The 12,319-nt window shown below is 51.5% G+C and carries 17 protein-coding genes; all 17 read left to right on the top strand.

Annotation, left to right across the window (positions count from 1 at the left end):
- The 17 genes from BLQ36_RS02520 (at position 1) to atpH (ending at position 12,299) form a co-directional block, all read left to right on the top strand.
- Positions 1-567, top strand: coding sequence for a KdsC family phosphatase (locus BLQ36_RS02520; protein ID WP_074513817.1), 567 nt, complete (start codon positions 1-3; stop codon positions 565-567).
- Between the two features lie 40 nt (positions 568-607).
- Positions 608-1,522 (top strand): lysophospholipid acyltransferase family protein, encoded by a 915-nt coding sequence (locus BLQ36_RS02515; RefSeq protein WP_074513816.1) that lies wholly within the window; start codon positions 608-610, stop codon positions 1,520-1,522.
- A complete protein-coding gene (lptC, locus tag BLQ36_RS02510; protein WP_074513815.1) occupies positions 1,519-2,070 on the top strand; it encodes an LPS export ABC transporter periplasmic protein LptC in 552 nt (183 codons plus the stop codon). The genes BLQ36_RS02515 and lptC overlap by 4 nt, the downstream gene beginning before the upstream one ends.
- Complete coding sequence (locus BLQ36_RS02505; protein ID WP_074513814.1) at positions 2,067-2,753, top strand: LptA/OstA family protein; 687 nt, start codon at positions 2,067-2,069, stop codon at positions 2,751-2,753. Before lptC ends, BLQ36_RS02505 begins: the two co-directional genes overlap by 4 nt.
- A 27-nt stretch (positions 2,754-2,780) precedes the next feature.
- Positions 2,781-3,500, top strand: coding sequence for an LPS export ABC transporter ATP-binding protein (gene lptB, locus BLQ36_RS02500; RefSeq protein ID WP_033171533.1), 720 nt, complete (start codon positions 2,781-2,783; stop codon positions 3,498-3,500).
- A 14-nt stretch (positions 3,501-3,514) separates the two neighbouring features.
- Positions 3,515-4,615, top strand: coding sequence for an LPS export ABC transporter permease LptG (lptG, locus tag BLQ36_RS02495; RefSeq protein ID WP_033171532.1), 1,101 nt, complete (start codon positions 3,515-3,517; stop codon positions 4,613-4,615).
- Positions 4,616-4,655: 40 nt separating this feature from the next.
- On the top strand, positions 4,656-5,873 hold the full coding sequence (locus BLQ36_RS02490; RefSeq protein ID WP_074513813.1) for a DUF3084 domain-containing protein: 1,218 nt from the start codon (positions 4,656-4,658) through the stop codon (positions 5,871-5,873).
- Between the two features lie 53 nt (positions 5,874-5,926).
- On the top strand, positions 5,927-6,343 hold the full coding sequence (locus BLQ36_RS02485; RefSeq protein WP_074513812.1) for a resolvase: 417 nt from the start codon (positions 5,927-5,929) through the stop codon (positions 6,341-6,343).
- A complete protein-coding gene (locus BLQ36_RS02480; RefSeq protein ID WP_074513811.1) occupies positions 6,333-6,797 on the top strand; it encodes a deoxycytidylate deaminase in 465 nt (154 codons plus the stop codon). Before BLQ36_RS02485 ends, BLQ36_RS02480 begins: the two co-directional genes overlap by 11 nt.
- A 103-nt stretch (positions 6,798-6,900) precedes the next feature.
- Positions 6,901-7,974, top strand: a complete 1,074-nt coding sequence (locus BLQ36_RS02475) for a glycosyltransferase family 4 protein (RefSeq protein ID WP_074513810.1) — start codon at positions 6,901-6,903, stop codon at positions 7,972-7,974.
- Between the two features lie 58 nt (positions 7,975-8,032).
- A complete protein-coding gene (gene wecB, locus BLQ36_RS02470) occupies positions 8,033-9,196 on the top strand; it encodes a non-hydrolyzing UDP-N-acetylglucosamine 2-epimerase (protein WP_074513809.1) in 1,164 nt (387 codons plus the stop codon).
- A gap of 52 nt (positions 9,197-9,248) precedes the next feature.
- Positions 9,249-9,491: an AtpZ/AtpI family protein gene (locus tag BLQ36_RS02465; protein ID WP_074513808.1), complete on the top strand. Its 243-nt coding sequence runs from the start codon at positions 9,249-9,251 to the stop codon at positions 9,489-9,491.
- Between the two features lie 341 nt (positions 9,492-9,832).
- A complete protein-coding gene (locus tag BLQ36_RS02460) occupies positions 9,833-10,201 on the top strand; it encodes a hypothetical protein (RefSeq protein ID WP_074513807.1) in 369 nt (122 codons plus the stop codon).
- 40 nt (positions 10,202-10,241) lie between these two features.
- Positions 10,242-10,922: a F0F1 ATP synthase subunit A gene (atpB, locus tag BLQ36_RS02455; RefSeq protein WP_074513806.1), complete on the top strand. Its 681-nt coding sequence runs from the start codon at positions 10,242-10,244 to the stop codon at positions 10,920-10,922.
- 45 nt (positions 10,923-10,967) lie between these two features.
- The gene (gene atpE / locus BLQ36_RS02450) at positions 10,968-11,219 is read left to right on the top strand and encodes a F0F1 ATP synthase subunit C (RefSeq protein ID WP_033171523.1); all 252 of its coding nucleotides are present in this window, start codon (positions 10,968-10,970) and stop codon (positions 11,217-11,219) included.
- 40 nt (positions 11,220-11,259) lie between these two features.
- A complete protein-coding gene (atpF, locus tag BLQ36_RS02445; RefSeq protein ID WP_074513805.1) occupies positions 11,260-11,763 on the top strand; it encodes a F0F1 ATP synthase subunit B in 504 nt (167 codons plus the stop codon).
- Positions 11,757-12,299, top strand: coding sequence for an ATP synthase F1 subunit delta (gene atpH, locus BLQ36_RS02440; RefSeq protein WP_074513804.1), 543 nt, complete (start codon positions 11,757-11,759; stop codon positions 12,297-12,299). The genes atpF and atpH overlap by 7 nt, the downstream gene beginning before the upstream one ends.
- The last annotated feature ends 20 nt before the right edge of the window (positions 12,300-12,319 follow it).

Genomic DNA, 12,319 nt, shown 5'->3' with positions numbered 1-12,319 from the left:
ATGGACCAGAAATGTGGTGCCCTGGAACGGGCAAAACACATCAAGCTGATTATTTTTGATGTGGATGGTGTTTTGACCGACGGCGGGATTTATATCGGCGCCGAAGGTGAGCTCTACAAGCCGTTTTTCTGCCGGGATGGACTGGGCATTACGCTGGCCCATAAAGCCGGCATCAAAACCGCCATCATAACGGGCCGGAACTCGAAGCAGGTGGCTTTCCGGGCTGGGGAGCTCCATATTTCCGAAGTGTTCCAGGGGAAGCTCGACAAGCGGACGGCTTATCAGGAACTCAAAGAGAAGTTAGGCCTGCAGGATGAGGAAATCGGCTATATTGGTGATGACCTCATCGACCTGCCAATACTGTTGCAGGTTGGTCTTCCTATGGCGGTAAGCGATGCGGTGGCGGAGGTTCGCCAGGAAGCCTTGCTTACGGCAAGCTATCCCGGGGGCCGTGGTGCCGTTCGTGAACTCATCGAATTCATCCTGAAAGCCCAGGGCAAATGGCAGGCGCTTATGCAGGATTTTTATCCGTCAGCTTCGGCTACGAATGGCGAGCTGGCGCAGTAATCAGAAACAGTGAATCAATGTATTTGGGGGAACGTAATCCATGCATTATAAATTTGTGATGTTTATGAGCTGGCTGGTCTGTCATATGCCATATGGCCTGCTCATGGCAGCTGGCCGGGTGCTGGGCAATCTCTATTATCTCCTGGTAAAAAAGGAGCGGGAGCGGGCCGTGGCCCAGATGATGCCAGCACTCAATCTCTCGGAAGATGAGGCCCGCAAGGTCGTGCGGGAGTCATTTGTGAATCTCGCGCGCAATGTATTGGAAATCCTCTATATGCCGCATCTTAACGAGAAGAATTTTGAGCAGTATATTGAAATCGACCATCTGGAACGCCTCAAAGAGGCGCTGGCCGAGAAGAAGGGCGTGGTAATTGTCACAGGGCATATCGGTACCTGGGAATGGCTTTCGGCAGCCTTCACGCTAAATGGCCTGCCGGTTACGGCCATTGCCAAGCCCCAGCCCAACATGCAGTACACCAATGCATTAAACGACCTTCGCAAGACCATCCATGTGGAGATTTTCTCCCGTGGTACCAGTGAGCTCTTATCGGCAGCCCGGGCGCTCCGCCAAGGGAAAATCCTCGGTTTCCTGTCGGATCAGGATGGCGGCCCCGGTGGTGCTTTCCTGCCCTTTTTGGGCAAGATAGCCTCGACGCCCATGGGCGCTGCTGTCTTTGCCCATAAGTTCAATTCCCCGGTGGTGCCCGCCTTTATCATCCGTCAGCCTAACGGCAAGCATAAAGTGCTGGTAGGCGAAATCATGCGGTATGAGGATACTGGCGATACGGATAAAGACCTCTTTGATTTTACGGCACGCATGACGAAAATTGTCGAGCAGGTCATCCGTGACAATCCGACCCAGTGGCTGTGGTTCCAGAAACGCTGGAACACGCCGCCCGAAGAGCAGAAGACCGGCAAACATCATACGGTTAAATCGCAGGGGGCAGATAAATGAGCAAGCGAAATAAGATTTTGCTGGCCCTTGGTATCGCTGCTTTTGCCGCACTGGTAATCTGGGCGGTGGCAACCGTACCGGAGGCTCCGCAGCAAACGGAACAATCCCAAGAAAACAAAGTAATGACTTATGATGGCAACACTATCCGCGAGGAAAAGGACGGCCGTACGATTTGGGAATTGACGGCGGAACATATCCAGGTGGATGTGGAGTCGAAAAATGTTACCTTTGAAAAACTTACCGGCAAATTTTATGCCAAAGATGGCCGCACGGTGGAGGTTCATGCCGATGGTGGAACCTATGACAACGATACCAAGGATATTGCCATCACCGGCAATGTAGCCATCACCACCAGCGATGGGGCCAAGCTTTCGAGTAAGGAACTTCGCTGGACGGCAAAGGACGAACTGCTGGCCGCCGTCGGTGATGCCGTTGCGTCAAAAGATGATATGAAGGCAACTGGTGATCGCATCGAGAGCACCGATGGCTTCAACAAAATCAAGATTGTCGGCAAGGCACACCTTGTCAAGGGAGGAACTAGCGAATGAAAACGAGCAAAATGAAAAAGATATTGCTGGCATTAGCCGTCAGCGCTGTCCTGCCAATGCAGGGGATCAGTGCCGCCGGTGAGCCGGCAGAACTCAATGCCGATACCGTTGAATACGATATGAGCACCGGGCTGGCATCCGCCGACGGCGGTGTGACCATGGTGCGGGGAAGTTCCCGCGTCACGGGCCAGCGGGCATCCTATAACACCAAAACCCAGGAAGGCACGGTGGAGGGAAATGTCGTTGCAACCACCGATGACACGCGCATTACCTGTGCAAAAGTCGTGACGGATGGACAGAATCACATGCTGGCAACCGGCGGTGTTTATGGCACCCAGGGGGATAAGAGTTTCAGCGGTGAGCAGGTGGATTACTATCCGAACCAGAATAAGTATGTATTGATTGCATCTGGTGGCACGATTTCCAGTGCCGATGGAACCTTTACGGCTAATCGCCTGGAAGGCTGGCTGGATGATGCCCATTACGTCGGTTCGGGCAACGCGCATCTCGTGAGCCCGCCGAAGGACATGGAAGCCGGTGGCGACCGCATGGACTACTATGGCAAGGATCAAGGCCGGGTGGTGGTAACGGGCAATGCCTGGGCGGTTCAGGATAACAATCGGATGAAGAGCAATCGTTTGACGATTTACCTTGCCAGCGATGGGGCGGCTAAGGTAAAATAAGCAGTATATTGTTGGAGGGTTAGGGCTTTGCATATCGAAGCGAAGAATCTGGTAAAGAAATTTAAGGAACGCACGGCGGTGAACCGTGTTTCCCTGCGGGTGGAGAAAGGTGAGATTGTTGGCCTTCTCGGTCCGAATGGTGCCGGTAAAACGACGACCTTTTATATGATTGTGGGACTTGAGCACCCGACGTCTGGTGAAGTATACCTTTCGGACATCGATATTACAAGTTCCCCCATGTATAAGCGGGCGGAGCTGGGAATCAGTTACCTGACCCAGGAAGCTTCGATTTTCCGCAAATTGACGGTGCGGGAAAACATCATGGCAATTCTCGAGACGACGAAACTGTCCCCGGCAGAGCAGCAGGCTAAATACGAGGAGCTCATTGAAGAGTTCCACATTGGCCATGTGCAGGAGCGCAAGGGAACGGAGCTTTCCGGCGGCGAAAGACGCCGGGTAGAGATTGCCCGGTGTCTGGCCCTTGAGCCGCAGTTTATCCTGCTGGATGAGCCCTTTGCTGGTGTTGACCCGCTGGCCGTGGCCGATATTCAGGATATCATCCAATATCTGCGCCAGCGCGGCATGGGCATCCTGATTACGGATCACAATGTCCGGGAGACACTGCAGATTGTCGACCGTGCTTATATCCTGAGCGAAGGCAAAATCCTGCTGGAAGGCGACAGCCAGACGATTGCGAGCAGCCCAATCGCCAAGAAATTTTACCTGGGTGAGAACTTTACCCTTTGATTGGAGAACAAACGATGCATATAAGAATCTTAGACAAATATATATTTCGGGAAGTGTTCATGACCTTCTTATTCGGCATCTGTGCCTTCTCCGCAGTTTTTATCGGTTCGGGAACGCTTTTTAAGATTGCCAAGTATATTACGGATTATGGCGCTTCGCTGCAAGCCGTTGTGAAAATCTTCATCTTCGGTCTGCCGGCCGTTATCATGTGGACCTTCCCGATGTCCATGCTGCTGGCGAGCCTGCTGACCTTTGGCCGGCTGTCCAGTTCCAGTGAGATTACGGCTATGAAGTCCTGTGGTATCGGTTTTGGCCGCATTGCGGCACCGGCTATCCTCATGGGGCTCATCGTCAGCATGTGCGCCATTGCCTTTAATGAATACGTTGTGCCTTGGGCCAATACCGCTTATCGCAACGTTCTTTATTATGAAATCCAGGGAAATACGGGGATGAAGTCGCAGGAGCACATCATCCTCAAAGACCTTAACCACGATAAGATTCAGCGGCTGGTCTATGCCCGCCGTTATGACGCCGAGTCCCAGACCCTGCAGGGAATCACCCTGCAGGAGTTCAACGATGAGGGCCAGGTCAGCCATGTGGAAAATGCCGAATATGCGGAGTGGAGCGGCAACGAGTGGAACATGCACAACGGCATGATTTACGATATTGCCACAGAAGCTGGCAAAAGTGAGCATACCATGCGCTTTGACTCCCAGAAGCTTCCCATAAAGGCTAATCCAAAGCAGATTGTCCGGGAGCAGAAAGACCCGGAAGAGCTTACGATGAAGGAACTCAAAGCCCAAATCGAAATCATGAAGACCCAGTATATCAATACCAATAAGCTCGAAGCGGAACTTTATCAGCGCGTTACGGTGCCGATGGCCAGCCTGATTTTTGCTTTGATTGGCGTGCCCCTTGGCCTGCAGCCTACCCGTAATTCCTCGTCGGCAGGCTTTGCCATGAGTGTTATCATCATTTTCTTCTATTATGCACTGATGACCATGGGCAATGCTCTGGCCCGCAGCGGTGCCATTGCGCCGATGCTGGCGGTATGGATTCCGAATATTGTCGGCTTGATTGCAGGTTTCTTCCTGATACGCAGAGCATCGCGGTGACGGTGACTGCTGATTATTGCGAAAGGTGGATTGAGTAAGGATGTATGGAGTCCTTTTGATTGTCGTGCTGATTATTACCGGTGGCGCGATTGCGTTTATTGGCGATCGGCTCGGAACAAAAATCGGTAAGAAGCGGTTGTCGCTTTTTGGCCTTAGGCCACGCCATACATCTGTTGTCATCACGATTTTTACCGGTATCTGCATTACCACTTTGACCTTTGGGGTTATGGCGGCGGCCTCGCAAAATGTCCGCACGGCCCTTTTCGGTATGGAGCAGCTCAACCGCACCATGCGGGAGACTAAGGACAGCCTGAATCAGGCCCAGGCGGATTTGCAGCAGGCACAGGTGGAACAGCAGCAGACCGATGAGGCTCTGGCCAAGTCGAAGGATGATGTGGAAAAACTCAAGAGTCAGCAGACGGAGCTGGAAGAAAAATCAGCACGACTTCAGGAGGGCAATCGCCTGCTCGAGGCCGCAAAGATTGATTTGTTGCATCGCAATGATGCCCTGGCTGTTGAAAATTCCGCGCTGGGCGTGCAGAATGATTTGCTGACGGGAACGAACAAGAAACTCACCGAAAGCAATACACTGCTTGAGAAGCATGCACAGAATCTTCGCGATGGCTTGATTACCATTCGCGAAGGAGACATCATCTATCAGGCGGGTGAGGTAATTGCCAGTGCAGTGGTTCGCGGCGGCCGCACCCAGTTTGAGGTGGATAACGATTTGCGGGCACTGGCCGAACTTGCCAACCGCAACGTATCGGAAAAGCTTGGCGAGGATAAATCCGACCAGGACATTTGGATTTATCAGCCTGAGTATGCTGAGGCCGTGAAGACCATTGCCGCCAGTCGTAACGATATGGTTGTCCGCATTGTGGCGGCCGGCAATCTCGTACGCGGGGAAGCAATCCGGACGACACTGGAGCTTTATAAGAACAGCACGGTATATGGCGATAAAGAATTTATTCTGGCTAAACCCTATACACTGAACGGAAAATCGGATGGCGAGTCGGAGCAGGTAGTCATGGACTTCCTCAAGGAGGTCAATCAGGCGGCTACGGCTAAGGGAATCCTGCCGGACCCAATCCGCGGTACAGTTGGTGTGATTGAAGGTGCTCAGTTCTATGACATCGTCGGCGCCTTGCGCGGCAAGCATGGCTCTTGGATATTGTCCGCTTATGCCAACGGCGCAACGGATGCCATTGGACCGTTGCGGTTAAAAATCAGGGTAGAACAGCAGACGGATTTACCGTAAATGAGAAAGAAAGGCCTTCCTCTTTGAGGAAGGCTTTCTTGCAGGAGGAATGAATGAATATAGCAGCATTGGACCCCGGCCGTGACAAATGCGGCTTTGCCGTACTGGCTAGTGACGGCCGGGTGCTTTGGCAGAAAGTCATAGAAACGGCAAGGCTGGAGGCAGAACTGACCGGCGCCCAGCAGAAATACCGCTATGAAATCCTCATAGAGGGCAACGGAACTACCAGCCAAGAGGCGCGGGAACGCATCGAAAAGGCCCTGCCGGAACTGGCCATCGTGGTGCTGGATGAATATCGCACCACAGAACTGGCCAAGGGAGAATATTGGAAGGCGCATCCGCCAAAGGGCTGGCGGCGGCTGCTGCCGGTAACCATGCAAGTGCCGCCGGAGCCCGTGGATGATTTTGTGGCGGTCATATTGGGCCATCGCTATTTGAAGAGTTTGGAGGAAGGTCATCATGAGTCGTGAGAAACAGCAGCGTCCGGATTGGACGGAATACTTTTTGGATATTGCCAAAGCCGTTGGCCGCCGGGCAACCTGCCTGCGTCGCCGATACGGTGCCATCATCGTCAAGGATAAAATCATCATCAGCACGGGCTACAATGGAGCCCCCCGTGGCGAGTCTAACTGCATCGATACCGGAATCTGCGAACGGGAACGGCTTCATGTTCCCAAGGGGCAGAATTACGAGCTTTGCGTAGCGGTTCACGCCGAGCAGAATGCCATCATCAACGCAGACCCTGCCGTCATGGAGGGGGCGACGATTTATATTGTCGGCATCAATGCCGATGGCAGCCTGGCTTCGGGCAAACCCTGCCTGCTTTGCCGCCGGATGCTTCGCAATGCCAAGCTGGCGCAAGTTGTTTACTACGAAACCGATGGCAGTATCGTAACCTGCCGTCCCGATGAGATTCATGATTAAATCCGGTGCATTCAGTTTCTTTCCATTGACACTAGACACCCACTGCGGTAAAATAGGCTTGCTATGAAAAAATGAATGTTTTTGAAAAAGAGGTGCAACTTGTATGCCAGATTATATGTTGGCGTTTGTTATTGCTGCCGGTGTGGCGCTGCTCATTACGCCAGGCGTGATCTTTTTGGCGGCCAAGACGGGAGCCATGGACGCTCCTGATGCGAGAAAAGTACATAAAAAGCCGATTCCGCGTATTGGCGGTCTTGGCATCTATGCTGCCTTTATGGTGGCAATGCTCACGCTTCTTTCCTTCGTAAAGGTTACGGATGAAGTGATGATGGAGCTGGTGGGCCTGATGGTGGGCGGCTCGCTCATCGTTTTGGTTGGCATCATCGATGACTACAAAAATCTGCCGGCAAAGGTCAAACTGCTTGGTCAGATTATCGCGGCAGCGGTGCTGGTCATCGCCTTTGACGTCCGCATTGATTTCGTCACGGACCCCTTTGGGGATTACATCTACACGGAATGGTTTGCCATTCCGGCGACGATTTTCTGGATTGTGGGCCTTACCAACACGGTCAATCTCATTGATGGCCTGGATGGCCTGGCTGCTGGTGTATCCACCATTGCGGCCATCACCATCTTCCTCGTGGCCTTGCAGCAGAATATCCTGTTGGTGGCTGTGCTGACAGCGGCTTTGGCTGGTGCAGCCTTTGGCTTTCTCTATTACAACTTCAATCCAGCCCGCATTTTTATGGGGGATTCTGGCAGTATGTTCCTTGGCTTCATGCTGGCTGGCATTTCGGTTATCGGTGCGGTCAAGTGCGCAGCGACCATTGCCCTTATCGTGCCGATTCTGGCATTGGGGCTGCCAATCCTGGATACGACCTTTGCGATTGTGCGCCGTTACCGCGGTGGCGTTCCTATTTTCAAACCGGATAAGGGACATTTGCATCATCGTCTGCTGGACCTCGGCTTCAGCCAGCGTCAGGCAGTGCTGCTGATGTATGTCATTAGTGCCCTTTTGGGACTCAGTGCGGTAGCACTCACTGAGGTAAGCAGTCAGTTTGCTATCCTCATCGTCTGCGTGGTTGTTTTGGCTGTATTTTTTGGCGCCAAGAAGATTGGTATTTTCCACATGAATGATTCGGCGCATCAGCATAGTGCTGCTGCGGGAAGACAGTGAAACAGAACCCGAAAGGCAGGCGTAAGTCCTGCCTTTATTTATAGAAAGGGGATTTTTAATGGACAAGAAGAAAATCAAGGTGATGACGGTCTTCGGCACGCGCCCGGAGGCAATCAAGATGGCGCCAATCGTTTTGGAACTGCAGAAGCATTCCGATACGATTACGCCGGTGGTGGCGGTAACTGCCCAGCATCGTGAAATGTTGGACCAGGTATTGAATCTTTTCAATATCACACCGGACCACGACCTTGATATCATGGCTCAGGGGCAGACGCTTTTTGACATCACGACGAAAGCGATGAAGGGATTGGACCAGGTCATGACGGTAGAGAAACCGGATATCGTTTTGGTTCATGGTGATACGACCACGACCTTTGCTGGAGCACTGGCTGCTTATTACCATCAGATTCCGGTGGGCCACGTCGAAGCTGGCCTGCGCACCCACAATAAGTATTCGCCATTCCCGGAGGAGATGAACCGCAAACTCACGGGGTGCATTTCGGACCTCAACTTTGCGCCCACGGAAACCAGCGAGGCCAACCTGCTGGCAGAAAATGTTCCGGCAGAGAGCATTTTTGTAACGGGCAATACGGTAATCGATGCCCTCCATCACACGGTTCGTGAGGACTATGAGTTTGAAGATGAGATGCTGCGCCACATCGATTTCAAGAACAAGCGCATTATTCTCGTAACGACTCATCGCCGTGAGAACCTTGGGGAACCGATGCGCCATGTCTACAAGGCTCTGCGCCAGCTGACGGAGGAGTTTGATGATGTGGAAATCGTCTTCCCGGTTCATAAGAACCCGAAAGTCCGTGAAGTTGTTCGTGAGGAGCTGGGCGGACTCGACAAAGTGCATTTGATTGACCCGCTGGACTACGAGCCCTTTGCCAATCTGATGAGCCGTGCGCATTTGATTCTCACGGACTCGGGCGGAGTTCAGGAAGAAGCTCCGGCATTAGGCAAACCGGTTCTGGTTCTGCGCGATACTACGGAACGTCCGGAAGCCGTTGCTGCTGGTACGGTTAAACTCATCGGTACGGATCGTGAGCGCGTCTATGAGGAAGCCAAGATGCTGCTTACGGATAAGGAAGAATACGGCCGCATGGCAGAATCGGTCAACCCCTACGGTGACGGCAAGGCGTCGGAACGCATCATTCAGGCAATTCTCTACCATTATGAGCTGGTGGGAGAACGTCCGACGGTATTCATGGGAAAATAATAAGCAAAGGACTGTTGCATTGGCGGCAGTCCTTTTTTTAGGAGGAAAACCGATGGAAAAAAAGCAGGGCGAGGAAAGACATGAGGGGCTTCGCCAGGCCCTCAAGGCCTTTTCCGTATTGGGCGGTATTGGGATTTATCTGGTGGTCTTTGTGGGCATCTGTGTATTCCTGGGCAATCTGGCTGATGAAAAGCTCGGCCTTGGCTATATGGGAAAGTTGGTGGGTATCCTCATCGGCTTTCCCGGAGCACTTTATACGCTGTATCGTCAGCTTAAACAGGGGGAGCTCCTGTAGTGAGGAAAAATACGGTATTTCGTGAATTGTTGTTATTTTTATATTTTGGCGAAAAAAGGCTTGCCATTCGTTAACCAATCGAATATAATAGGCATTGCGACCGATTACGATAAACCAATTGTATTGATTTATCGTAGTATAAATAATTATTATTTATGACAAAAACAAGCATAACCGCCTGAATTTTTTTGTTTTGATTTGCAAGATTTCTAAAGGGTTTTGTTGTTTCATGTCGAAATATGATTTTTAGGCGGAGCGTGTCCCCGCACGGGATTTGCTCTTGTCGCGCCGATATTCAACGAAGACGATGGACAGTTTCTGCCTGACGTTGGAGGAGGAATATGAAGGAAGTTTTATCGATTTTCATAAAGCGTTTGTCCTGGGGACTGGCAGCTTTGACGCTGATGCTGGGAAGTCTTTTACTCGCAAGGGGAGAAGGCGGACTCATCGGAGGTTTGCTGCTGGGCTATATGGCAGCGCTGGTATTTGTCTGGAACATGGCCTGGCGATTGTGGAGGATTGCCGAAGCACCCACTGGTGGCGCAACGAAGCAGATGCTTTGGGGACTTGTCTTGCGGATGGCGGTATTACTGCTGGTTCTGTTGACAGCCATAAATATTTCTGCGAAGGTATTCGGTGTGACTGCATTGGGCTTTCTTCTTTGCTATGGAATGGCGATGTTCCTGCTGATCCACATGAATTTACGGTAAAGGATATTTTCTAGGTTTTATTGGGAAGGAGGTTGAGTGTATGGGCGAAGAGGTCGTTCATCGCGGAACAGAACAAATCATGGGCTTTTCCTTCAATATGGAAACCCTGTACATGACTTGGCTGGCAATGGCTATCGTATTACTGATTGCCTTCCTGGCTACCCGCAGTCTGAAGATTATTCCGAAGGGCTGGCAGAATGTCGTGGAGATTATCGTTTTGTGGCTGCATGAACAGCTGGATGCAATGATGGGCGAGCGTGGCCGTTTCCTGGCTCCGTTTATCGTATCGTTGTTCATGTTCCTGCTGGTATCCAACTGGCTGGGGCTTGTACCGAAGATGGCATCGCCGACCAATGATTTGAACACTACGCTGGCATTAGCACTCCTGGTCATTGTCATGGTACATGTACTGGGAATCGTTATGAAAGGTGGGCATTATATCGCTCATTTCTTCAAGCCGACGCCGGTATTCGTAATCATCAACGCAATCGAGGAAATTGCCAAACCAATCACACTGGCATTTCGTCTATTTGGTAACATCCTGGCAGGCGAGATTCTCATTGTCGTCCTGCTGAAACTCATGCCAATCTGGATGCCAATCCCGGCTGTTGCCTGGCTCGCATTCAGTATCTTCATCGGCGGAGTTCAGGCCGTTATCTTCACGATGCTGTCGATGGCATATCTTGCCAACGCAGTAAAGAAAGAAGAAGAGGAATCATAACTCTACTATCTGAGAAGTTTTTACATTTTTAAGGAGGATTTTTTCATGGAAAATGCAATTATGGTAGCAGCAGCTTTAGTCGGTGCAGGTCTCTGCATGGGTCTTGCAGCAGTCGGTGCAGGTCTTGGTGATGGTATGGTAACGAGCCGTTTCATCGAGGGTATCACCCGTCAGCCGGAAGCTAAAAACACGCTGTTCACCAATACGCTGATTTCCGTAGGTCTGATCGAGGCAATGGCAATCATCGCAACGGTTGTCGCTCTGATCATGCTTTATGCTAACCCGCTCATCAAATAATTTTTTTGGTGAAAAATGACAAAAAGGGGGGGCATAGTAATTGATCGAGTTAAATATGACATTCTTCGCGCAGATCATTAACTTCGTCATTCTCGTAGTTCTGCTGCGCGCTGTGGCTTATAAGCCGGTCGTCAACATGCTCAAAGCCCGCGAGGATAGAATCAAAGAGAGCCTTGATAAGGCAGATGCTGATGCAGCGGAAGCTGATAAGCTGCTGGCTGATTACAAAAAGAAGCTGGCTGCTGCCAACATCAAAGCTGAGGATATTATCCGCAACGCGGAAAAGCGCGCCAGCGAAGAACGCGAGGCCGCTCGTGCTGAGACGAAACGCGAAATTGAGCAGATGAAGAAGGCTGCTGAGGCTGAAATCCAGCGTGACCGTGAGCGTGCTGTAGCACAGCTCCGCGGTGAGGTCGTGGCTCTGTCCATGGCTGCTGCTGGCAAAATCATCTCCAAAAACATCGATAAAGCTGAAAATGAGCAGCTTATCACGGAATTCGTCGATAAGCTCGATAAAGATAAGATTGGTGATCTGCCATGCTAAACTTACAGCTTGCACGCAAATATTCCACGGCAATCTTTGAGATTGCCCAGGAGGAAGATAAGCTTGTGGAGTATGGCAGGGAATTGGCTGAGGTCCGCAGCGGTCTTGCAACCGTTCCGGCAGCAATCGCGTTCCTTTCCAATCCGCAGGTCGAGACAAAGGCTAAAAAAGAGCTGATTCAGAAGCTTTTTGAAGGTGAGCTTTCCGCGAACGTGTACAATTTCTTGATGCTGCTTATCGACAAGCGCCGTATCGCGCTGTTCGAGGCCATCGAGGATTCGTACCGTGAGCTTTCGTATGAGGCCAGAGGCATCCTGATTGCGGATGTGACGACGGCAGCACCGGTGGATGACGCACAGGCTTCGTCAATCAAGACTAAGCTTGAGAGCATTACCGGCAAACAGGTGGAACTCCGCCTGCATGAGGACAAGGACATCATCGGTGGTGTGGTTGTCAAGATTGGCGATCGCCGCATTGATGGCAGTGTCGCTGGACGTCTCGAATCGCTTAGAAAAGAACTACTGGCTAACAATTGATGAAACTGGGGTGACAGCGA

The sequence above is a fragment of the Selenomonas sp. WCT3 genome, assembly GCA_900100835.1.
Lineage (GTDB): Bacteria > Bacillota > Negativicutes > Selenomonadales > Selenomonadaceae > Selenomonas_A > Selenomonas_A ruminantium_E.
The sequence above is the reverse complement of the archived record's forward strand: the minus strand, read 5'-3'. Positions and strand labels throughout refer to the sequence as shown.